18 protein-coding genes are annotated in these 22,317 nt (G+C 55.0%); 3 read left to right on the forward strand and 15 right to left on the reverse strand.

What is annotated here, in order from left to right; all coding sequences use genetic code 11:
- Position 1: 1 nt before the first annotated feature.
- Positions 2 to 292, reverse strand: coding sequence for a YerC/YecD family TrpR-related protein (locus PAECUDRAFT_RS13375; protein ID WP_006038628.1), 291 nt, complete (start codon positions 290 to 292; stop codon positions 2 to 4).
- A 224-nt stretch (positions 293 to 516) separates the two neighbouring features.
- On the opposite strand from PAECUDRAFT_RS13375, the gene PAECUDRAFT_RS24715 reads away from it, so the two are divergent.
- Together PAECUDRAFT_RS24715 and PAECUDRAFT_RS13385 are read left to right on the forward strand one after the other, a co-directional pair.
- Entirely contained in the window at positions 517 to 1,086 is a 570-nt protein-coding gene (locus PAECUDRAFT_RS24715; protein ID WP_006038629.1) for a hypothetical protein, read from the forward strand.
- A gap of 587 nt (positions 1,087 to 1,673) precedes the next feature.
- On the forward strand, positions 1,674 to 2,789 hold the full coding sequence (locus PAECUDRAFT_RS13385; RefSeq protein WP_006036135.1) for an IS4 family transposase: 1,116 nt from the start codon (positions 1,674 to 1,676) through the stop codon (positions 2,787 to 2,789).
- A 681-nt stretch (positions 2,790 to 3,470) separates the two neighbouring features.
- Here the strand turns inward: PAECUDRAFT_RS13385 and PAECUDRAFT_RS13390 are convergent.
- The 3 genes from PAECUDRAFT_RS13390 to PAECUDRAFT_RS13400 form a co-directional block, all read right to left on the reverse strand.
- Entirely contained in the window at positions 3,471 to 5,000 is a 1,530-nt protein-coding gene (locus tag PAECUDRAFT_RS13390) for an S-layer homology domain-containing protein (RefSeq protein WP_006038630.1), read from the reverse strand.
- Positions 5,001 to 5,183: 183 nt separating this feature from the next.
- Positions 5,184 to 5,870, reverse strand: a complete 687-nt coding sequence (locus PAECUDRAFT_RS13395; RefSeq protein WP_006038631.1) for a response regulator transcription factor — start codon at positions 5,868 to 5,870, stop codon at positions 5,184 to 5,186.
- Entirely contained in the window at positions 5,867 to 7,378 is a 1,512-nt protein-coding gene (locus PAECUDRAFT_RS13400) for a sensor histidine kinase (RefSeq protein WP_006038632.1), read from the reverse strand. Before PAECUDRAFT_RS13400 ends, PAECUDRAFT_RS13395 begins: the two co-directional genes overlap by 4 nt.
- Positions 7,379 to 7,531: 153 nt before the next feature.
- On the opposite strand from PAECUDRAFT_RS13400, the gene cls reads away from it, so the two are divergent.
- Complete coding sequence (gene cls, locus PAECUDRAFT_RS13405; RefSeq protein ID WP_006038633.1) at positions 7,532 to 8,983, forward strand: cardiolipin synthase; 1,452 nt, start codon at positions 7,532 to 7,534, stop codon at positions 8,981 to 8,983.
- Between the two features lie 342 nt (positions 8,984 to 9,325).
- On the opposite strand, the gene PAECUDRAFT_RS13410 is transcribed toward cls, so the two are convergent.
- The 11 genes from PAECUDRAFT_RS13410 to purM form a co-directional block, all read right to left on the reverse strand.
- Entirely contained in the window at positions 9,326 to 10,324 is a 999-nt protein-coding gene (locus PAECUDRAFT_RS13410) for an inorganic phosphate transporter (protein ID WP_006038635.1), read from the reverse strand.
- A 17-nt stretch (positions 10,325 to 10,341) separates the two neighbouring features.
- The gene (locus tag PAECUDRAFT_RS13415) at positions 10,342 to 10,956 is read right to left on the reverse strand and encodes a DUF47 domain-containing protein (protein ID WP_006038636.1); all 615 of its coding nucleotides are present in this window, start codon (positions 10,954 to 10,956) and stop codon (positions 10,342 to 10,344) included.
- A 180-nt stretch (positions 10,957 to 11,136) separates the two neighbouring features.
- Complete coding sequence (locus PAECUDRAFT_RS13420; RefSeq protein ID WP_006038637.1) at positions 11,137 to 12,210, reverse strand: DUF3048 domain-containing protein; 1,074 nt, start codon at positions 12,208 to 12,210, stop codon at positions 11,137 to 11,139.
- Positions 12,211 to 12,387: 177 nt separating this feature from the next.
- A complete protein-coding gene (locus PAECUDRAFT_RS13425) occupies positions 12,388 to 13,203 on the reverse strand; it encodes an alpha/beta hydrolase (protein WP_006038638.1) in 816 nt (271 codons plus the stop codon).
- Between the two features lie 366 nt (positions 13,204 to 13,569).
- The gene (locus PAECUDRAFT_RS13430; protein WP_006038640.1) at positions 13,570 to 14,994 is read right to left on the reverse strand and encodes a sensor histidine kinase; all 1,425 of its coding nucleotides are present in this window, start codon (positions 14,992 to 14,994) and stop codon (positions 13,570 to 13,572) included.
- Positions 14,991 to 15,767: a response regulator transcription factor gene (locus PAECUDRAFT_RS13435; protein ID WP_006038641.1), complete on the reverse strand. Its 777-nt coding sequence runs from the start codon at positions 15,765 to 15,767 to the stop codon at positions 14,991 to 14,993. Before PAECUDRAFT_RS13435 ends, PAECUDRAFT_RS13430 begins: the two co-directional genes overlap by 4 nt.
- A gap of 22 nt (positions 15,768 to 15,789) precedes the next feature.
- On the reverse strand, positions 15,790 to 17,229 hold the full coding sequence (locus PAECUDRAFT_RS13440; protein ID WP_006038642.1) for an FG-GAP repeat domain-containing protein: 1,440 nt from the start codon (positions 17,227 to 17,229) through the stop codon (positions 15,790 to 15,792).
- Between the two features lie 187 nt (positions 17,230 to 17,416).
- A complete protein-coding gene (gene purD, locus PAECUDRAFT_RS13445; protein ID WP_006038643.1) occupies positions 17,417 to 18,682 on the reverse strand; it encodes a phosphoribosylamine--glycine ligase in 1,266 nt (421 codons plus the stop codon).
- Positions 18,683 to 18,975: 293 nt separating this feature from the next.
- A complete protein-coding gene (gene purH / locus PAECUDRAFT_RS13450) occupies positions 18,976 to 20,523 on the reverse strand; it encodes a bifunctional phosphoribosylaminoimidazolecarboxamide formyltransferase/IMP cyclohydrolase (RefSeq protein ID WP_006038644.1) in 1,548 nt (515 codons plus the stop codon).
- Between the two features lie 88 nt (positions 20,524 to 20,611).
- On the reverse strand, positions 20,612 to 21,226 hold the full coding sequence (gene purN, locus PAECUDRAFT_RS13455) for a phosphoribosylglycinamide formyltransferase (protein ID WP_006038645.1): 615 nt from the start codon (positions 21,224 to 21,226) through the stop codon (positions 20,612 to 20,614).
- Complete coding sequence (gene purM / locus PAECUDRAFT_RS13460) at positions 21,226 to 22,272, reverse strand: phosphoribosylformylglycinamidine cyclo-ligase (protein ID WP_006038646.1); 1,047 nt, start codon at positions 22,270 to 22,272, stop codon at positions 21,226 to 21,228. The genes purN and purM overlap by 1 nt, the downstream gene beginning before the upstream one ends.
- Between the last annotated feature and the right edge of the window lie 45 nt (positions 22,273 to 22,317).

Consider the following 22,317-nt stretch of genomic DNA (forward strand, 5'->3'; position numbering starts at 1 on the left):
GTTAGCGACCCAGGCGCTCCAGCGCCATTTTATACCCGTCGTTCCCGTAGTTAAGGCATCGCTTCACGCGCGAGATCGTCGCCGTGCTGGCGCCCGTCTCCGCTTCGATCTGATTGTACGTCGAGCCCTTGCCTAGCATCCGCGCCACTTCGAGCCGCTGGGAGAGCGACTGAATCTCGTTCACCGTGCACAGATCATCAAAAAATATATAACATTCCTCAACCGATTTCAGCGTCAATACCGCCTCGAACAGTTGGTCTATCGCTTTATCGTTCAGCTTCTTAAGCTGCATGCTGCGTCACCCCTATAAGGTATGAGAACTCATCTATCCAATTGTAAAGCGTTCGTACCGCAATATCAAGCATCGCCGCATTCACGCTTTAGTGAATGGAAGGGGCTGTCAGGAGGGACAGAGGACCAAAAACCGTTAAAAAAAACGGGCATCCGTCCAATCCGTATGTTCGCCTATGCCATACACTATAGGAGCAATAGTCCAAGAAAAAGGTTGTGATCGCTGTGAATGTGCGCAATGGCCCTCCTGGCGGCTATCCGCAGCATCCGCATATGAGGCAAAATCAGCCTTTCCCCGGCATAAGCGACCCTTTTGCATTCGGGGGCGGCTTTCCAGGCATAGGCGGCGGCACGCCAGCCAATCCAGCACCTGCCAATGGCACGACGGGTAATAAAAGCGTCGGTTTACCCGCGGTTGCCAAAGCGACTGCGCCAGCCAAAGTTGAAGATGCAATAGCCGAAATCGTAGAGGACTCAGCGAAATCCAAAGCTGGCGGCTTCTCGCTTGAGAAGCTCGGCGAGCTCAAGGGCGTCGTGGATCGGCTCGGCGGCATCGACGGCATTTTGAACTCGATGACCAAGATGCAGAAAATCGTTGCGAACGTCCAATCGATGGCTCCGCTCGTTAAGGTGCTGATGGGCTCGTTCAAAAAGGACGCGAAAGCGTCCAAAACCGGCGGCGACGACGATGACGACGATCTGCCGGTCAGGCCGCGCCGCCGCAAGCGGCGGAAGTCCGGCGCCGGCGCCAAAGGCACGACGCCGCGCAGACGTCCGCGCAAGCGGACGCGTTAGGCACGTGCGGGGCGAGCGCGCCGCGCAAGCGGGCGCGGTAGACGCGGGCGGGCGAGCGCTTCGCGCAGGCGGGCGCACAAGCGGATGCGATAGGCGCGTGCGGCGATAGATTGCGTTAGCGCGCCGTATGGAGCGAGCGTCTTGCACGGGAAGCCGCTGCACGACGCAGCAAGAACGCGACAATCGCCGTCGCACCGCCCGCTGTCAGCTGCGACTAGCCCGCTTTCCCTAAAGGGGTTGCCCATCGGCCATATAGGCCATGGGCAACCTTATTTAAGTTAGTTGAAACTAACTATGCACCGCAACGTCTGTGTTTTCTGCGTACTGATGCGCTTCCGCCCACCGTCTGCCTTGGTCTCGTTGCATTTTGTGCAACGGCCCCGCCATGCACATGACCATTCCTCGTTCCCATTGCAATCTGTGCAATGAGATAACCTGTATTACTTTAAATACGCCGCATGAGAGACTGCTGGACCGTTTCCCATTGCACAGATTGCAGGCCTGTTGATTAACCTGGAAATGGTAAAAAGACCGCACTCTCGGGTAATGGGTAGTACCACCCACTCCACCCCCCAAGAGGCGATCTTATGAATAAGTCTACTACGTTCAGCCAGCTAGTTCAAACTGCACTACCGAAAGAAATTGTGGATTCTTTTTCAAATTCGGTTGGTTATCGAGAAGTAGGGCGTAAATTCACTGTTTATGACTTATTTTTGTTTTTTGCTCAAGCGGCATCGGACCAGTGGAAAAGCTATCGCGAAGGGGCTTTGCGAGCCCCTGCCTGTCACTTGGTGAAAACCTGTTACTCTACCGTGTCCAAAAAAGCTGGAGATGTCCCCTTCGGGATTTTCAAGCAATTACTGCACTACTTGCTTGGTCATTGCAATCGGCAAGCTAAGCGCAAGTTATCTTTGCCAAAGGAACTATTGATCTTGGATTCAACTAAAATTACAGTGGGAGCCGGCCGCCTGCCCTGGGCACCGCTGAAAGGCGAACGTGCGGGGGTCAAGTTGCATGTTGCGTACAAACCAACACAAGGGCAACCTCACCGCATCGAAGAAACCACAGGCAATCGGCCGGATTTGCTTAGTAGCGATGCCTTGCGGGATACGGATTACATCATCGTTGCGGATCGTGCTTATGCCAAATTCATTCGATTTGATACCTATGTCCAGGAGCGACAATCGTTTGTTATTCGCATTAGAGACAACGCTACATTCCATCAGCCTCGCCCCCGTAAGGGGAAGAAACCCGTGGGTTCTCCCATTTTGGAAGATTTCACATGCCAAATTGGAAGGGATGCGAAACGTTCGAAGCAGCGCCACCGAATTATCAAATTGCAGGATCCGAAAGGAAACCCTGTTATTTTGGCAACCAATTTAACACGTTCGGCCGAACAAATCGCCGAGCTCTACCGCGCTCGTTGGCAAATTGAGACTTTCTTTCGATGGGTGAAGCAGCATGTCAATGTACCCGTCCTTTTTGGCACGAGCTCTAATGCAGTCTACAGCCAGTTATATATTGCCATGACCGTTTATGTTTTGCTTAAAATGCTCTTTGATCATGTCGTTCCCCATGTACACGTATCTGCCTCATTATCCTTAACCCTATTCGTTCGTGCACTTCGACATCATCATTTGGCTCCCGAATGGAGAGTGGCACTCACTACTTTTCCATTCACTTTCCCATTCCCAGTTTCTTGATAATCAACAGGCCTGCACAGATTGCAATGACAGGCGCTTGATTAGCTGATTATCCACCTTTCCATTGCACAAACTGCAACGACGCGACGAACACACTTATCCATCACTCACTAACCCACTAACTCCTGCATTCCTGCGCCTCCCGCGCAGGCCTTGCAAATAGCAGCCGCGTTCTTGCACGGACGCTGATACGCAGCGCAGCTAACACGCCGACCTGGCAGTCTGGCTAACCGCCGCACCGCGTCCCTAACACGCTTCTCACAACAAAAGAGTTGCCCAACGCCAAACTGGCGTTGGGCAACTCTTTTAAAGTTAGTTGAAACTAACTACATCCCGCAAACGGCTGCGTTTCTGCATTTTGATGCGCTTTCGCATACCGTCTGCCTTTGGTCTCGTTGCATTTTGTGCAACGGCCCCACTCTGCACATGGCCATTCCGCTCTCCCGTTGCAATCTGTGCAATGAGATCGTCTAAGATGCTGCGCTTTAATCGTGTGCGAGGCTTCTAGGCCGTTTGTCGTTGCACGATTTGCAACGACAGCCTCCAAATGAGCTGATTAGCTGCCTTTCCATTGTACAGACTGCAATGGTGCAGCGAGAGACGCACCTATCTACGTTCGCAAGGCCCGTTCTACCACAGAGCAACTCATCAACTCTGTCTGAGCAGACACACCTACTCCGCTTACTTCGCCGCCAGCGTCACTTCGCCCGCATTGACCGCCCACGTGCCGACTGGCGTTACCGTGTACGTGACGCCGGACTTGAGCTCGCCGCCGTTCATGACATCGAAGATGCCGACTGCGCCTTTGCGCGTCTGAACGCGATATTGCGCCGTCAAGGTCGAACCGTCAGCGCCCTTGAGCGTAACGGAGCGGAATGCGAACAGCTCGTCCATCGGGTCTTGCGCCAGCGTGACAGTCAGCGTCTTGGCATCCGTTTGCTGCGCCGATACAATGGTGAGCGGTGCAATGTCCTTCGCAACGAACGAAGCGTTCGCGACTTGGAACCAGTTCGCAGATACCGTGTACTTCACGCCAGCTTCCAGCTTCGTGCCAGCTGGGAGGCGGAACTTCGGCTCCTGCTTGCCGTCCGTCGATTGCGTGTAGCCGACATAGGATACGTTAATCGGCTGGCCGCCCTCCGGCGTCAGCACCGCCGTGCGGTTGCGCAGCGACGAAATGATTTGGAGCGGCTTGCCCTGATACGTGTTGCCTTCCTCCAGCACCAGCGCATCCGCGCCGCGTCCGCCTGCATAAGCCGAGATCACATAACCATAGTCGACGACGCCCTCGCTCAGCAGCGCTTCTACCTCGAACGTGTCATTCGTTACTTGGCTTGCCGAGTTGAACCGGATCAGCTCCCCGTTCCCTTTGAACGAGATCGTCTGCTCGCCTTTGTACGTCAGCGTGTACGATTTGCCTTCCTCCAGCTTGGTAACGGGCACGATGTATGCATTCACCGATCCCGTCTTCAGCCGCGGCTGGTTGACGATCGTGACGCCGCCATCGAATTTGAACGTCTCTGCCGATTTCTCGATCGTCTCATCCGCGAGCGTCATCGGACCGGACATCGTCACTTCCAGCGCGATGCCGTCCAACGCTTTGACCGACACGATCTTGGCTTCCGCCGAACGAACCGATTGCTCTGCCGTAACCAGCAGCCTTGCCGTTTCGCCGCGCGTTGCATTGCCTTTGCCATCCGCTGCGCCGGACAACCAATGGCGAACCGACAGCGTGTCCCGCTCGAGCCCTTTGGCTACCATAGCGGCAAGCTCTGGCTCCGTCACCGGCTTATTCGGCTGGAACTTCGCTGCTGCCGTTGCATCGAACAAGCCGTGCGCAATCGCCGTGTTCACATACGAGACGTACCATTTGCCTTGATGCTCCGCTTGGCCGCTGAGCGCGTCTTGACCGCCTGCCTCCAAGTCCAGCGCAAGCACCAGCAGCTTAGCCGCCTCTGCTTGCGTCAGCGGCTGATTCGGGCGCAGCGCGCCGTTCTCGTAGCCCTGCATCACGCCTTGCTGGGCGAGCTGCTTCATTGCTTGCTCTACCGCCGCGTCTACCTGAACATCCGCTGCTGCAAAATTCGCTTTCGCCGCCGATACCGCTGCCGTCGTGCTAGCTGCCGATGCATATCCGGGAACGATTGCCGCTGCGCCAAGCGCTGCCGCCAGCGTCCATACTGCTATTTTACGTGGTTCACGTTTCATCATAATGGTTGGCCTCCTGACCCTGTTTCCGAGAGTGTGTGGTGCTTGTCTCTACTATAGGGCCCAGGTTTAAACAAAACGGAACGAAGAGATTAACATTTTATAAACTGGCCTAAAACTTTATAGAAAAGCTTTGTATATTAAAAAAACCGCCCTGTCAGCAGGACGGTTTTCCTTTGATCTCATTCACACCGTAAACCGATACCCCGCGCCCCACACCGTCTCGATAAACTGCGGATTCGACGGCACCGCCTCGATCTTCTCCCGCACGCGGCGGATATGGACGGCTACGGTGGCGATATCGCCTGCAGAGTCGAAGCCCCACAGCCGCTCGAACAGCTCGGTTTTGCTGAACACCCGGTTCGGATGCGCAGCCATGAAGGCCAGCACGTCGAACTCGCGGGTCGTCAGCACAACCTCATTGCCATGCACGTAGACGCGCCGCGCTGTTTTGTCGATCGTCAGCTCGCGAATTCGAATCTGCTCGGGCTCAGCCGTCCGATTCGCAAACCGCTCATAACGCGACAGATGCGCCTTCGCTCTTGCGATCAACTCATTGGGACTGAACGGCTTTGTGACAAAATCATCCGCTCCCAGCCCGAAGCCGCGTATTTTATCGATCTCCTCGTCGCGTGCAGACACGATCAGAATCGGCACGTCCAGCTGCGCCCGAATGCTGCGGCACACCTCCAAGCCATCCGCTCCCGGAAGATTCAGGTCGAGAATGATCAAATCATAGCCGCCTGCCAGCGCCTTCGCCGTTCCTTCCTCGCCATCATGCGCCAGCTCTGCCGTAAAGCCATGCAGCTCAAAATAATCCCGCTCCAGCTCCGCAATCGGTATCTCATCCTCGATGATCAGAATTCGCTTCATGCCTCGTCTCCCGTCTCTCGTTGTGTAGCGCCGCTTGCAACCGCTCCGACATCCGCCTTGCGCAGCCGAATCCGCATCGTGGTCCCTGCGCCAAGCTGGCTCTCCGCTTCAATCGTGCCGCCATGTCCTTCTATGATTTGCTTCGCGATCGCCAGCCCCAGCCCGCTGCCGCCCGTCCGGGAATTGCGCGAGGCTTCCGCCCGATAGAATCGCTCGAAAATATGCGGCAGCGCCTCATCCGCAATGCCCGCTCCGTTATCCGTCACCTCAACGACGAGCGTCGCCCGGCCCTCTTCCCGCAAGCGGAGCGTAATGCTGCGATCCGGCTTGTCCATGAACTTCACGCTATTCTGAATGAGGTTGCCCAGCACGCGGCGCAGCTTCTGGCGATCCGCCATGACGTCGGTATCCTGCAGCCGCTCGCCCTCCAGCGTGACGCGAATGCCCTGCTCCTCCAGCTCAAACCCGCTCTCCTCCACCGCATCCTCGATGAAGGCGGCAAGGTCAACTCGTTCGAACGAATAGGGCTCCCGCCGCAGATCAAGCTTCGAATAAAGCAGCAGCTCGTCGACGAGCCGCCCCATGTCCGTCACCTTCGCATAAATCGTCCCGACATACTTGTCCAGCTTCTCCGGCGAGTCGGCGAGCCCGTCGCGAATGCCCTCGACATACCCTTTGATCGTCGTGATCGGTGTCTTCAAATCATGCGAGATGTTCGAAATGAGCTGCTTCCGGTTGTCCTCGTATTGCAATTGCAGCTGGATCGATTCGTTCAGCTTCTGGCGCATTTGCTCGAACGTCAAGCTCAGCTGTCCGATCTCATCGCGCGATTGCGGCTCCAGCTTAAACTGCAGGTCGCCCTCCTTGATCTGCTCCGCTGATCGCCTCAGCACATCGAGCGGCCGAATGATCGTCTTCGTTACATTTCGGTACAGCAGCAATCCCGTCAGCAGCATAATGGCGAGCAGCACCAGCACGAGAATCGGCAGCAGCGTTCGGACGAGCTCGGGGAACGGGCTCCGCTCCCGCAGCACGTAGATGCTGCCCGCCTTCCCATTCTGAAACGGAAAATCGAACTTCGCGTATGAGAAGAAGCGATTGCCCACATTCAGCGTACTGCGAATGGCGTTGTTCGCTGCGTCATACGGGGGCAAATAATCGCCCATCGCCGATTCCCCGAGCGACGGCGACGTATAGGACACTTCCCCGTCATGCCGGACGACGAGGCCGGCTTTGACCATTTTGAGCTTGCGGTCGTATTCTGCCAACAGCTTATCGTCCGTCAGGCTGTCAGGATCTTGTTTCGCTAAATATTTGAGATCGAGAAAAATCGTCTCTTCTTCATCCGTAAGCGGATGCAGGGAATAATGAATGCTATAAAAGCTGCTAATGCTGCGCATATCGCCCGTAATGGCCACCGAGATCAGGTAAGATGTCGTCATGAATAGAATGATGGCTACCGCCAGCACGGCCGTAAAGGACAGAAGCAGGCGTAATCGGATAGACATGTTGTCCTCCCCCCTTCCATGAGGGTTAGTATACCGCACCCGTGCGTTTGTGCAAATGGGCGAAACCGCGGGCGTATCTTTCTTGACCGAATTACCGAAAATAGGTAAGATGCAACTACACATTCATACCAATCATCTAGGGAGTGTAGACCGATGACATGGAACACGGAACTCACGTTGCTGCTGCTTCCGGTCAATATCTTATTAGCGGGCGTACTCGTATTTATGGAACGGCGCAACGTCGCGGCCACTTGGTCGTGGCTCATGGTGCTGCTATTCGTTCCGGTAGTCGGCTTCGTGTTGTATATGATATTGGGGCAAAATATGCGCCGGAGAAAGCTATACAAGTGGGATAAACGCGATCATGCTTATCTGAAATCAATGATCGCCGAGCAATGCCAGAAGCTGGAGGAAGGCTGGCCGGAGGACAAGGAGGGGATGATCACGCCTTATCGCAAGCTGATCGACATGAACCTGAACACGTCCCGTTCCCTTCTCACCCTGCGCAACGAGGTTGATTTCTATACGGAGGGCCTCAAGAAATTCGAGCAGCTGCTAGCCGATATCGCGGCAGCGACCCAGCATATCCACATGCAATATTACATCTTTAATAATGACGACTGGGGACGCAAGGTGCGCGATGCCCTGACGGTCAAAGCCCGCGAAGGCGTGCAGGTGCGGCTGCTGTACGACGATATCGGCTCCCGAAAGCTCAACGATCGTTTCTTCACCGAATTCGATGCCGCGGGCGGACAACGGGCGATTTTCTTCCCTTCGCGCATCCCGTTCTTCAACTTCCGCATCAATTATCGCAATCATCGCAAAATCGTCGTTATCGACGGGCTCATCAGCTATACGGGCGGCTTCAATGTCGGCAATGAGTACGTCGGCCTCGATCGGCGATTCGGCCACTGGCGCGATACGCATATGCGGCTGCGGGGCGAAGCGGTCCATTCGCTGCAGCGTATGTTCCTGATGGACTGGGGGCTTGCCACCCATCAATCCGCGCAGCATTTGCCGGAGTTTTTCCCCGATCCTGTCGTGTCCGGCGATGGCCAGCTTGCGATCCAATTCGTTGCAGGCGGACCGAGCGATCAATGGCGACATGTTGAGAATGCGCTGCTGCATATGATCCATTCTGCGAAGCAAACGATTTGGCTGCAGACGCCTTATCTGATCCCGGACGAGAGCCTCTTGAACGCCCTGCGGATCGCTTCGTTATCCGGCATCGATGTGCGCGTGATGATCCCGCATATGGCTGACCACATGTTCGTCCATTGGGCATCGCGATATTACGTAGGCGAGCTGCTTCAAGCGGGGGTGAAGTGCTACCTGTACACGAACGGCTTCCTGCATGCCAAAATGATGGTCGTCGACGGACGAATCGCCACCGTAGGCACTGCTAACTTCGACATTCGCAGCTTAAAGCTCAACTTTGAGGTGAATGGCATTATTTACGACTGGGAAACCGCGCAGCGGCTTGAAGCGATTTACCAGCAGGACGTGGAGGAAAGCATTCCGTTCACGCTGGAGGACTATAACAATCGCTCGGCTTGGAGCAAGTTCAACGAGTCGATCTCGAAGCTGTTGTCGCCGATATTGTAAGAGCCGGAGAGCGAAGAGGGTGTCCCAGAAGCGTGAACTTGGGGGCACCCTCCTTGCATTTGTAAACCAACAGAAACCGTTTGTTGGAAACGTTAACGGACCGAGCAGCCCTTATTTGGTCAAAATCAGTCACATTTCTGTGCTAACGGACCGTACAGCCGCCTATTTGGCCAATATCGTCCTCAAACGGCAGTAAACTGGCTAATAACGGCCGTGAGGTCCGTTACATTTGTAACTGGTGCTCCGAGAGGGTTATAGCGGCTCTGAGGTCCGTTAGGACGAGACGGGCCCAACTGGCATAAAAAAAGTGCTTCGTCGATGTCGACGAAGCACTTTTTGATGTTACAGGAACAGCTTAATGATTTGGAAAATAACCCCTGCAAGCACCATCGAGATCGGAATCGTAATGATCCACGATACGACGATCTTGCCGGCCATTCCCCACTTGACGCTCGAGAAGCGCTTCGCGCTGCCTACGCCGAGAATGGACGACGTAATAACATGCGTCGTACTAACCGGGAAGTGCGCAGCGGTAGCGGTCAAGATAACCGTCGCGGACGTAATATCAGCCGCGAAGCCGTTGATCGGCTCGATTTTGAAAATCTTCGTGCCCATCGTCTTGATGATCTTGTATCCGCCGATGGAAGTACCAAGCGCCATCGCCAGCGCAGCTGATACCTTAACCCACAGCGGCACGTTGTCCGTCTCTTGCACATTAGCGGCCATGAGCGCGAATACGATAATGCCCATCGCCTTCTGTGCATCATTCGTGCCGTGCGAGAACGATTGGATAGCAGCTGTAGCCACTTGGCTATAGCGGAATCCTTTGTTCACCTTATGCGGGCTCGACTTGGCGAAGATCAGCTTCAAAATCCACATGACGCAGAAACCGATCGAGAACGCAATAAGCGGAGACAGAATAAGCCATTTGATAATGGACGTGAATCCTCCCGCATTAATGCCGTCCCAACCCTCGGCCGAAATAACGGCGCCCGCCAGCGAGCCAATCAGCGTATGGGACGAGGAGGACGGAATGCCGAACCACCACGTAAGCAAGTTCCAAAGAATAGCCGAAATTAGAGCCGCGATGACGATATACACGCCATGCTGCAGTTCCGCCGGATTCGCGATACTGCCACCCAGCTTCTTCGCAACACCAGTAAACGTAATAGCGCCAAGGAAATTCATGAGAGCAGCCATCAGAATGGCTACGCGCGGTTTTAAAGCACGTGTGGAAACCGTCGTTGCGATTGCATTCGCCGTATCGTGGAAACCGTTAATAAAGTCGAAGGCTAGCGCCAGAAATATAACAATGCCGAGAACTATGTATGGTACATCCATATTATCGTCCTGCCCCTCTAGCTATTACGCATGATGATCGTTTCGAGGGTGTTGGCGACGTCCTCGCAATAGTCTGTCGTTTGTTCCAAGCGCTCGTAAATCTCTTTGCGCTTAATCAGTTCGATCGGATCTTTGACGTTCTTGAACAGGTTCGTGATGCTTACCCGCAGGAGATCGTCCGCTTGGTTCTCAAGCTCGTTGATCGCGATATTCGGCTCGCGCATCGCCAGCAGCTTTTTCTCCGTCAGCAGGTAGATTGCTTTCTTGATCTGATGCGAGGAACGAACGAGATTATCGGCGAACAGCGCGATATATTCGTCATGCTCCTTGATTTGATACATTTCAAAACGGGAAGCGCATGCTTCAATGCCGTCCAGCACATCGTCAAGCGATGTCGTGAGCGCCATGATGTCCTCGCGTTCGATTGGCGTGATAAACGTTTTGTTCAGCTCCGTCAAAATCGTATGCGTGTACTTGTCGCATTGCGTCTCATAGTTTTTCATCTGTTTAGCGAATGCTGTCACATCTTGTAGATTCGTGACGTGCTGGCCGAAGTATTCGACTGCAACAACGAGCGTGTCCGCCATCTCTTCTAGCGTTTTGAAAAAGATATCCTTCTTGTTAAAGAACATACTCAATCCCCTTCGTCGATCGGAAATATGCTGATTCAGCGTGCCGATTCAAGTTCAACTTCCCTATCTTACCACGCGCGAATATACATTGTTAAGGTTTCGTAAAGGATTTAACACTCCGTTAACAAAATTAACAATTCAGGAGCATCACATTTACAGCCTTCCCCGTTTCGACAAATTTCACCCAACTTTCACATGCTCTGCGAAAGTCGGTTTGTTCGGCACGATATGGTAGTACACTTTGCCCGGCAAAAACGGCAGCTCCTTGCCATCTTTCACGATTCGAATGACGTCTTTGCCCGTCCGCGTCCATTGGCAGGCCACCTCTTGCCCGTTCTGGAACAGGATCGCGGGACCGCCCGAGGAGAGATCCACCTTGAGCCGCCCGTAGTCGTCATATACTTGATGATTCGCCCCTAATACGACAACATTCGATGCGGATAACTGCTCCTTGTTGTTCATGTCGATATGCGGCTGATCATTAATGGACCTCAGATACACCTTGCGCGCCTCGTCGTAAGCGTAGCTGACCTTGTAGTCCTTCATCAGAAAATGAATGTCCAGCTTCGTTGCCGGGCCGTCATAAGCGCCCGCTCCGCCTTCTGCGAACGTGAACGAAGGGATCGTTACGCTGCTCTCATATTTTCGCTTCTCTGCTCCCGCATGCATTTTCTCCAGATTGGAGTAAAGGTTATGCGGCGCTTTCCGCGTCTTTTCCCGCCAGAAGTACGCGCCGGCGTTCGTAATTTCGTCCAAATCCTGCTTATGCTGCCGCTGCAAAATCGCGAACGCGTCATTGCTGGCTCCCGCATGCACGAGAACGCCGTGATAAAATTCACCCAGCTCGATTAAATACGGACGGATGCTGCGAATCGGACCGATCGGTTCCTTGGACTCCGAGCTTTGGAAAATCGCCACAAGACGCGTAATGCCGCCCTCGGCGAGCACCTCCCATATGACATCGGCCTGCGTCAGGCCCGATTGCGGACGCGCCGCTTTGTAATTGTTCACCATGACAGCCATCGGACGCTGCACCGCTTCCTTATCCAGCGGCAATCCGGTAAACGGCGCAGTGATCGAGGATTGCGCTGCAGGCGGCTCCGCCGTTTCTTGCGTCTGCTCCTGCGTTTGATTCCCTTCATCGATTGGCGCCGTCGTTGGCGTATCCGCCGGTTTCTTATCGTTGCTGCAAGCGGTTACGGCTAAAGCCGCAGCCAATAGTATCGCTATGAAAGCTTGCTTCGTTTTCGTCATTGTGGCATTCCACCTTTTGTAGGAATCGAATCGTCGTCTTTTCCATTTAACCACATTCAAGGGGGGCTTGTCTTGCAACCAGCCGACTAGTGCTTTCACGGCGATGCCCAGACACGCCAAAAAGCCTCCGATCGCGAATCGATCGAAGGCTTCCTGCGCATTGCTATCCCATTTGCATTAAATGCTCCAATGATGCCATTCCTCATGACGGCGATCCAGGCCGGCCAGCCAGCTCGTCGTGACGCCAATCGCTTCCTCCTGATGCTTCCGCGTCGAGTACGTATGATCCGCTTGGAAGATGATCTCTTTATCGCAGATGCCGTCTCCGCGCGTCCAAAACACTTTCTGATACAAGAAGCTGTAGTCCGCCGGGATGACATCATCGCTCGTACCATGCACGAGGAGGACGTCGCCGCCGAAGCGCGGAGCCTCCTGGAAGGGCTGATGCTCTTGCAGGGATTCGAAAAAGACTGGCTTAAGCGTGAAGCCCGTGTAGTCGGTGCTTCCGGCCTGAATAGCCTCATCATATCCCGAGCGGCCAACGATACGAACGATATCATTGAAAGGATACGCAACCGGCGACCACAGCACGAGCCGCTTCACGCGGCGATCGCGTACCGAGGTGAGCAACGCCGTCGCGCCGCCAAGCGAATGCCCCAGCAGAACGACACGCTGCAGGTCGACCGTATCCATCGATGTCACGTAATCGATCGCCGTTCGCGTCTGCGCGATCATCGATTCCAAGCCCAGCTCGCCATAATCGCCGTCGCTTTCTCCGCAGCCGCCGTAATCGAAGCGAAGCACATAAGCCCCGTTAGCCGCGAGCGCGCGAGCTGTCTTGACGAATAACCGATCAACGCCAATTCGGCTGCCTACGAAGCCGTGGCAAATAATAATGGCCGGATGCTTCCCGCTGTTCGTTCCTCCTGTTGGATAGTGGAGCGTTCCCGTCAAATGTAATCCTTCGTGCTTCAACGTCAGCTGCTTCTCCATCTTGCCATCCCTCCGAACCTTTTCTATATCAAGAAGTTCTTTGATTGTCATATAGTTTATTATTCCTACCCGTTTAGTATGAATTAATTGTTTAGATCATACCATTCCCTTCCTCCCATTGTCAACGGGCAGATTTCATCGCTTGCGCGCGGACGGATAGCTTTTCATCGCCAGTCCATACTAACGTTACATCACAGGCGCAGAGGAGGTGACGGCGGATGCCTGCATGGATGGAATGGCTTATGCATCATTGGGTGTCCAGCTTGCTGGTGCTCGGGGTTGTACTGGCAATCGTTTATGTGTTCAGCAACCGCAGCTCCTTGTTTTACAAAGAATAATAAGAGTAAACGGGCCATCCGTTTACTCTTATTTTATGTCAATGCTTATGCTCTCATCCGCTTGTCCGGCTGAATCGCCTCGCTGCAGCGGGATGCGGATTGTTACAGCCGTTCCGGCTCCCCATTCGCTGACGAGCGCCATGCTTCCGCTATGCAGCGCAATGATTTCGCGGCAGATCGCAAGCCCGAGCCCGCTGCCTTGCTTGGCCGAGTCGCCTTTATAGAATTTGTCCGTTACATGCGGCAAATGCTCGGGCGCAATGCCGGCTCCCGTATCCGCAATCGTAAGGACAGCTTCGCGATCCAACGCCCTCGTCGTCACCCGAATGGAACCGCCCTGCGGCGTAAATTTATAGGCATTATCGATGAGGTTAATCAGCACTTGCTTCAGCCGGTTGACGTCGCCGTGCACCATTAGCGGGTGCTCCGATAGAGAAGCGATAAGCTGGACACCCGTCGCTTCCTGGCGAACGCCCAGCTGCTTAAGCGTCTCCTTCACCGGGCGATTCAGATCAAGATAATCAGGATGCAGCTCGATGCTCCGATCGTACAGCTTGGAGAAATCGAGCAAATCCTCCACTAGCCCGTGCAGCCGTTCTGTCTCTTGGCTAATGACAGCGAGCCCCAGCTCCAGCTCCTCGCGATCTGTCTCATCTTCGGCTAACGTTTCGCTCCAGCCTTTGATCGACGTAAGCGGCGTCCGCAGCTCATGCGAAATCGACGATATAAAATCATTTTTCAGCTGCTCGCGCTTCGTCAGCTGCGCAGCAAGCGTATTCAGCATCTCCGCCAGCTGCCCGATCTCGTCCGCGCTTCGCGGAACCGCGCGCCGCTGCCAATCGCCGTCCGCCATCTGCCTCGCCACGAAGGTGAGCTCGCGGATCGGCTTAACAATGCGCTTCGACATCCACAAGCTTACGCCGAGAAACAGCAGCACAACTGCAGCAGCGGTCAGCAGCGTCAGTCCGATAATGCGTGCCACGACATCGTCAATTCGTTCCAAGGAGGCGGAATAACGCACAAGGCCGACGACCAGCTGCCCCGATTGCACCGGAACCGTCGCCGCTACGATGTGCTTTCCCCCTTCGCTGCCGCGCCATGTGCCGGACTGGCCGCTCATAGCTGCTTCGACATCGAGCGTATGGATCGGCTTCCCGCCTGCTTCACCTTCCGTGTCCATCACTGGTTTTCCGCTGCGATCAAGCAGCTGAATGCGATAGGAATCTCCCTTTAAATTGCTGATCATATAGGCCGCGCGCTCACGGGTCATCTGCATCCCCATCATGCGGCCGTGAACCGCCATATCGCTCTCTGCTCGGCGGGAAACAGCACTTGTCGCGCTGCCGTAATAATAATTCCAGATCAGCGCAATGAAGATCGAGCCGAGCAAGCCGGATACGAGCACAATGAGAATGAAGTAGCTCCAAGCCATGCGAACCTTCAAGCTTTTCATCGCGCAGGCACTTCCCGTTTCCAGCGATAGCCGAAGCCCCACACCGTCTCCAGATAGGCTGGTGCGGAAGGGTCGTCCTCGATTTTTTGGCGAATGCGCCGAATGTTGACATCCACGACCTTCAAATCGCCCACATAGTACCGTCCCCAAACCTCGCTTAAAATATCATCACGGCTCACGCTCTCGTTCGGCCGCTCCATGAGAAGCTTCAGCAGCGCCCATTCCGTCGGCGTCAATATAACCTCGACGCCATGCTTATAAAGCTTGCGCTCGCTTGCAGCGAGGCGGAAGGGCTGCCCAGCCATCGGCGGCGCTGGCTTCTCGGCCAAGACATGCGCCTCATTGGCGCTGTCCTCGCGTACCGCCGCTGGTGCTGGTACACGAGCGGGCGCTTCCGCCTCCTTCAGCGGCTGCATCCGGCGGTATAGCGATTGCATGCGCGCGATCAGCTCGCCTGGACTGAACGGCTTTTGCACATAATCGTCTGCGCCGAGCTCCAGTCCGTGGATTTTGTCCGCCTCTTGCGACTTCGCCGTCAGCATAATGATGCCCATTCGCGGGTATCGCTCCCGCAGCACGCTTAGCACCTCGAATCCGCTGATCGTCGGGAGCATGACGTCTAACAATGCGATATCAAATGGCCCCTCTTCCGCAGCAAGCGCTATCGCTTCCTCGCCCGTTCCTGCTTCCATGACGGTCATATCGTTGCGCCTCAAATTAATCCGGATGAACCCGCGTATCGCTTCCTCGTCCTCCAGCAGCAAGATGTTCATGCGCCGTCCCCCCTCCACTACACTACGGCCGTTCCATGACTTGAAGTCGCTGGCTCAGCTGATTCTCGTTTAATAGCATGGCTTGATACGCGTCCTTCGCTTGTTGGCTCCAGTTTTCCGGCGGTGTTCCGTACACCGCCATATACACCATACCGGAGGCGACGAGCAGCTTGGAATAAGCTTCGCTCCCCTTCTCCAGCCCTTCCTTCGCTTCCTCCCATTTGGCCGCAGGGATCGCCAGCAGATCGAACAGGCGGGCTCTAGCGCCCGATGAAGGCTCGTACATTTGAAATTGAATGCCTTCATAGCTCGATGGGTCGGTCAGCAGAGCAAACGTAAAATGATCGCCCCACTGCTCGGGAATGTGAACCCGGATGCCCATTGCGAAATCCTCGTACATGCGCCCGACGACCGAAAAATCCTTCTTGCCGTCCCACTGCAAATACTCCTGAAACGTGAGCAAATTACTATATGGGGTATCCTCAGGCTGTCCGGGCGCTGTCCTCTCCGCTGCAAAATCAAGAATCCCGTCGCTATTGCTGTCGCTTGTGCCGCCCATAGGGAAATACGTTTCGACGAGTTCCGAATCCCGGCTGATCACATCGCTAGGGAACACCTCCCGGAGCTGTCCAGCCCCTGCACCTGTATGCGCCGCGCTGCGCTTCTCCCATGCATACATGTATACGGCTTCGGTATGCGCGCCCAGAGAGGCTTGCAGCATAATGCCCTTCCGGTCATTCGCAATCTTGCCGACTCGGATATCATAATAGCCATTCACGCCGCCATCAGCCGCAATCGTCGCATTGCGCTTCAAGCCGGTCGCTTCCATTCGGTAAACCGACAGGCTTGCCTCCAGCTTCTCATTATCCTGTTGGACAAGCACAAGCTCCTTGCGCCCGTCATCGTCCAGATCGCCGTCATCGACGATCGCATAGGGCAGCTCAGCCGCTGGCTTAAGCGTCATTCCTGTTTGCAGTCCGGCTTGACGCCCGTTATACACATAGAGCGTCCGTTGGTTAGGCTCGTAGGAATTAAAGCCGACCAGCAGCTCAGGCGTTCCATCGAAATTAAGGTCAACCAGCTTCAGCCAGTCGATGCCGAACGACGAATTCTCTTCAATCGTCGCCCACTTGCTCCAGCGGCCGCGAGTCTTATCTTGGCGAAGCAGCATCACCTTCGACTGTTCGCTCTCATCCTTATAGGTTACGATCGCTTCCGCTCGCCCGTCGCCATCGAGGTCCGCTTGCCGAATCGTCTGAGGCTTCTGTTCACGATCAACCAAGGTCAGCGACGCATTGTCCGGCAGCATCTGGCTTACCGCTTTCGTCAACTCCTCATCCGCGCCGTGAACCGGCAATAGCAGGTCAGCCGGCGCTGACCGCATGCTGCATGCAGACGTTACGATGGCTATTAGAAGCGCAACAGCCGCTAATGCTGGCATTCGCACTCTGCTTACGTTCATACTTCCTCCTCCTAACACTTGTCGACGCTGCCGTCGCCTCGCCAACAAGATGACACCTTACCATTGCCCTTCTTTGCTTTATCCTAAACGATTACGAAATCGATAGCGTTACAAATCGGTTACACCTCTGCAATAACAAAAAAAGCCCGTCCAACTGCCACGCAGCCAGACGAGCCTCTCCTATCTATTAACGCAGCGCCTTCATCGCGATGTCCGAACGGCAGTGCATGCCTTCGAACTTGATCACGCTGATCGCTTCGTACGCGCGAGCGCGCGCTTCCGCAATGTCGCTGCCGCGGCCAACGACGCCGAGCACGCGTCCACCGCTGGTTACAACTTCGCCATCCTTGAATGCTGTGCCCGCATGGAAAACAAGCGCTCCCTGCGCTTCTGCAGCCGCGATGCCTTCAATAACGCGGCCCTTCGGATACGAAGCCGGATACCCTTCGGATGCCAGCACAACGCATACCGATGCTTGGTCATCCCACTGGATGTCCAGCTGATCGAGACGGCCATTGATCGCTGCAAGGATAATATCAACCAGATCGGTCTTCAAGCGCGGCAGAACGACCTGCGTCTCCGGATCGCCCATGCGCGCGTTAAATTCAATCGTTTTGGTGCCGTCCTTCGTCATAATGAGGCCTGCGAATAGAACGCCGCGGAACGGACGGCCTTCGCTTACCATCGCTTTCGCCGTTGGCTTAATGATGTTCTCGATCGCCTCGTCGATAATCGATTGCTCGACATGCGGCAGCGGCGTGTATGTGCCCATGCCGCCCGTATTCGGGCCTTGGTCATTATCGAACACTTGCTTATGGTCCTGTGCCGGCACCATAGCGCGTACCGTCTCGCCGTCCACGAACGCGAGAATGGACATTTCTTGGCCGGAGAGGAACTCTTCGATCACGACTTGGTTGCCGGACTCGCCGAACACCTTGTCCACCATCATCGAGCGAAGCGCTTGCTCCGCCTCTTCAAGCGTAGCGGCTACCGTTACGCCCTTGCCTGCTGCAAGGCCGTCCGCCTTAATGACGATTGGCGCCTCTTGTTGGCGGAGATACGCCAGCGCGGTTTCAAAATCCGTGAACGTCTCGTATTTTGCTGTCGGGATGTTGTATTTTTTGAGCAAGTTTTTCATGAAAATCTTGCTGCCTTCGATCTCGGCAGCGTTCTTGCGCGGTCCGAAAACCGGGATGTTTTTCGCTTCGAATGCATCTACGATGCCGTCTGCTAGCGGGTCATCCGGACCGACTACAACGAGATCGATGGAATTATCGCAAGCGAACTGAATGAGCTCATCGAATTGATTCACTTGAATCGGCACGCACTCGGCAACCTGCGCAATGCCTGCGTTGCCCGGTGCACAATAAATTTCTTTAACTTTATCGCTCTTCTTGAGCGCCCATGCAATGGCGTGCTCGCGTCCGCCGCCGCCGATGACTAGAATCCGCATGAATAAACCTCCCACAATAGCTGTTATCATGTAAACGGCCAACACTGCTGCGACCATTATAATGAACGAACGGACGCCATGACTCGCATGGCGTCCCTCCATCTGATTGTTTACTGACTTTCAAACAAGAATACGCAGGGCAGCATGCCATGCTTGGCTCCGGTGTTCGCGCGTCATGCTCGCGTTCGAGAATCATCCGCGCGAACCCCCATTCGCCGAACGTCCCCGATTCTATCGCTAGTTAAGGCGCTTAACCGCCAGCTTGCCTGGTTTTCCGCTTGCTGCTGTATCGCTTAGTGTTTGAAGTGGCGCACGCCGGTGAAGACCATCGCGATGTTGTTTGCGTTCGCCGCATCGATCGATTCTTGGTCCTTCACCGAGCCGCCAGGCTGGATGATTGCCGTGATGCCAGCTTTCGCCGCCGCTTCAACCGTATCGCCCATTGGGAAGAAAGCATCCGATGCAAGCGCGGAGCCTTGCGCCTTCTCGCCAGCTTGCTCGATTGCGATTTTTGCTGCGCCAACGCGGTTCATTTGGCCGGCGCCAACGCCGATCGTCATGTTGTCCTTCGCCAGCAAAATCGCATTCGATTTCACGTGCTTCACAACTTTCCATCCGAACAGCAGCTGTTTCAGCTCTTCTTCCGTCGGCTTGCGGTTCGTCACGAATTGCAGGTCCGCTTCCGTCAGCGAGTGCACATCGCTCTCTTGAATGAGCATGCCGCCGTCTACCGACGTGACGAGCAGCTCTGGCTTACGTTCGCCAGCTGCTTGCAGCTCGCCCAGCTTGAGCAGGCGGATGTTTTTCTTCTTCGTCAGAATCTCAAGCGCTTCTGGCGTGAAGTCTGGCGCGATGATGATCTCAAGGAAGATCTCGCTCAGCAATTGAGCCGTGTCCGCCCCAACCGTGCGGTTCGCCGCAACGATGCCGCCGAAGATCGACGTTGGATCTGCTGCGTATGCTTTTTGGTATGCCTCATGGATATCGGTTCCGATGCCGACGCCGCAAGGATTCATGTGCTTAACCGCAACAACTGCCGGCTCGTTGAACTCTTTCACGATAGCGAGCGCAGCGTTCGCGTCATTGATGTTGTTGTACGACAGCTCTTTGCCATGCAGCTGCTCAGCCGTCGTGATGTTGCCTGCTTGCGCAAGCGGCTTGCGGTAGAATGCCGCCGTTTGGTGCGGGTTCTCGCCATAACGAAGATCTTGAATCTTCTCGTACGTTACCGTGTAACGCTCTGGCAGCGGGTTGCCCGTCTGCTTCGAGAGGTAGTCGCCGATGAGCGAGTCGTAAGCTGCCGTGTGGCGGAATACTTTGGCTGCAAGGCGTTTACGCGTTTCGAGCGTCGTGTCTTGGCCCGCTTTCACTTCTTCCAGCACCGTTGCGTAGTCGCTCGAGTCCACAACAACCGTTACGAACGCATGGTTTTTCGCAGCCGAGCGAAGCATCGTCGGTCCGCCGATGTCGATGTTTTCGATTGCATCGTCATACGTAACGTCCGGTTTAGCAATCGTCTCCGCGAACGGATACAGGTTTACGATGACGATGTCGATGTAATCAAGGCCGAGATCCTTCATCGCTTGCTGATGCTCTTCGCTGTCGCGAACAGCCAGCAGGCCGCTGTGCACAGCCGGATGCAGCGTTTTAACGCGGCCATCGAGAATTTCAGGGAAGCCCGTTACGTCGGAGATGCCGATTACCGGTACTCCTTCTTTCTCCAACAGACTTTTCGTACCGCCCGTCGAAATCAATTGCACGCCCAAAGCTGCGAGCTCGCGGGAGAAATCCACGATACCCGTTTTGTCCGAAACACTAATTAACGCTCTGCGAATTGCCAACTTCGTCATCCTCCTCATATCACTTCAATCGTTTCATTACTGCCATCTATAGTAAAAGCTTCAAACGCTTTAATCAGCTCTAATCGCTCTAGCTAAAGTCGATCGTCACGCGGCGGCCGTCGAGCCTCACGCGACCATTGGCAATCTGCTGCACAACCCATGGCAGCAAAGCCTGTTCGGTCTCATGGATCCGCTCAGCCAGCGACGATTCGGTATCCTCGTCTGCTACCTCGACGGCCCGCTGCGCGATGATCGGCCCGCTGTCCAATCCACCGTCCACGTAGTGGACCGTAACGCCCGTCAGCTTAACGCCATATTCGAATGCCTGTCCGATGCCATTCACGCCAGGGAATGCAGGCAGCAAGGAAGGGTGCACATTAATCATGCGACCGTAGTAAGGCTCCACCAGCACCGGCGTCAAAATGCGCATGTATCCGGCAAGCACGATTAATCCAACGCCGCGGCGCTCCAGCTCTGCCGCAATTTCCGATTCGTACGCTTCACGGGAAGGGTAATCCTTAGGCTTGAAGATGAACGTATCTACGCCTGCGCGCTGCGCGCGCTCAACAACCGGTGCGGATGGCTTATCGCAAACCAAAAGCTCGATGATAACATCGAGCTTCTGATCCCGCACCGCATCGACCAAGGCTTGAAAATTCGTGCCTTGGCCTGATGCGAATACAGCAATACGCAATCCGTTCATTAGACTTCTGCTCCCGTGAACGTCACGATGCGGCTGCCCGCTGTAACGTCACCGATCCGGTAAGCTTTCTCGCCTTGCTCAGCCAGAACGCGAAGCGCTTCGTCCGCTTGGTCAGCAGGCACGATTACAACGAGGCCGACGCCCATGTTGAACGTCGTGAACATGTCGCGGTTCGTGATCTCGCCTTTGTTCTGCATGAGCGTGAAGATCGGTTGAATCGGCCATGTGCCGTATTCTACGTTCACGTTAACGCCTTCTGGCAGCACGCGCGGGATGTTCTCGATAAAGCCGCCGCCCGTAATGTGCGCCATGCCTTTCACTTGAACCTTCTCAGCAAGCGCCAGTGCAGATTTCACGTAAATTTTCGTTGGCTCGATCAGTACGTCGCCCAGCTTCGCGCCGCCAAGCTCTGGCAATGCATCCTGCAAGCCATAGCCGCTTTGCTCAAGCAGCAAGCGGCGAACGAGCGAGTAGCCGTTGCTGTGAATGCCGCTCGATGCTACGCCGATAACCGCATCGCCAGGAGCGATCGTCGTGCCGTCGATGATTTTCTTCTTGTCGACGATACCGACCGTGAAGCCTGCGATATCGTACTCTTCGCCTTGGTACATGCCTGGCATTTCAGCAGTCTCGCCGCCGATCAATGCACAGCCTGCTTGCTGGCAGCCGTCTGCGATCCCTTTAACGATAGCTTCGATCTTCTCCGGCTCAACCTTGCCGCAAGCGAGATAGTCGAGGAAGAACAGCGGCTCTGCGCCTTGTACGATAATATCGTTCACGCACATAGCTACCGCATCAACGCCGATCGTGTCATGCTTGTCCATCGCGAAGGCGATTTTCAGCTTGGTGCCGACGCCGTCGGTACCGGAAACGAGAACCGGCTCCTCGTACTTGTCCTTGTTGAGGCCGAACAAGCCGCCAAAGCCGCCCAGGTCGGTGAGCACTTCTGGACGGAACGTCCGTTTCACATGCTTTTTCATCCGTTCGACTGCTTCGTTGCCTGCCGCGATATCGACGCCGGCTTCTTTGTAAGCTTCTGATGACACCTTCACGTCACTCCTTGTTCTTGAATCATAAGCTCGCGTAATAGC

The sequence above is a fragment of the Paenibacillus curdlanolyticus YK9 genome, from assembly GCF_000179615.1.
GTDB lineage: Bacteria > Bacillota > Bacilli > Paenibacillales > Paenibacillaceae > Paenibacillus_T > Paenibacillus_T curdlanolyticus.

Coding starts and splice junctions, on each gene's coding strand:
- PAECUDRAFT_RS13375 (WP_006038628.1), bottom strand. CDS start 292: ATGCAGCTTAAGAAGCTGAACGATAAAGCGATAGACCAACTGTTCGAG.
- PAECUDRAFT_RS13385 (WP_006036135.1), top strand. CDS start 1,674: ATGAATAAGTCTACTACGTTCAGCCAGCTAGTTCAAACTGCACTACCG.
- PAECUDRAFT_RS13390 (WP_006038630.1), bottom strand. CDS start 5,000: ATGATGAAACGTGAACCACGTAAAATAGCAGTATGGACGCTGGCGGCA.
- PAECUDRAFT_RS13395 (WP_006038631.1), bottom strand. CDS start 5,870: ATGAAGCGAATTCTGATCATCGAGGATGAGATACCGATTGCGGAGCTG.
- PAECUDRAFT_RS13400 (WP_006038632.1), bottom strand. CDS start 7,378: ATGTCTATCCGATTACGCCTGCTTCTGTCCTTTACGGCCGTGCTGGCG.
- cls (WP_006038633.1), top strand. CDS start 7,532: ATGACATGGAACACGGAACTCACGTTGCTGCTGCTTCCGGTCAATATC.
- PAECUDRAFT_RS13410 (WP_006038635.1), bottom strand. CDS start 10,324: ATGGATGTACCATACATAGTTCTCGGCATTGTTATATTTCTGGCGCTA.
- PAECUDRAFT_RS13415 (WP_006038636.1), bottom strand. CDS start 10,956: ATGTTCTTTAACAAGAAGGATATCTTTTTCAAAACGCTAGAAGAGATG.
- PAECUDRAFT_RS13420 (WP_006038637.1), bottom strand. CDS start 12,210: ATGACGAAAACGAAGCAAGCTTTCATAGCGATACTATTGGCTGCGGCT.
- PAECUDRAFT_RS13425 (WP_006038638.1), bottom strand. CDS start 13,203: ATGGAGAAGCAGCTGACGTTGAAGCACGAAGGATTACATTTGACGGGA.
- PAECUDRAFT_RS13430 (WP_006038640.1), bottom strand. CDS start 14,994: ATGAAAAGCTTGAAGGTTCGCATGGCTTGGAGCTACTTCATTCTCATT.
- PAECUDRAFT_RS13435 (WP_006038641.1), bottom strand. CDS start 15,767: ATGAACATCTTGCTGCTGGAGGACGAGGAAGCGATACGCGGGTTCATC.
- PAECUDRAFT_RS13440 (WP_006038642.1), bottom strand. CDS start 17,229: ATGAACGTAAGCAGAGTGCGAATGCCAGCATTAGCGGCTGTTGCGCTT.
- purD (WP_006038643.1), bottom strand. CDS start 18,682: ATGCGGATTCTAGTCATCGGCGGCGGCGGACGCGAGCACGCCATTGCA.
- purN (WP_006038645.1), bottom strand. CDS start 21,226: ATGAACGGATTGCGTATTGCTGTATTCGCATCAGGCCAAGGCACGAAT.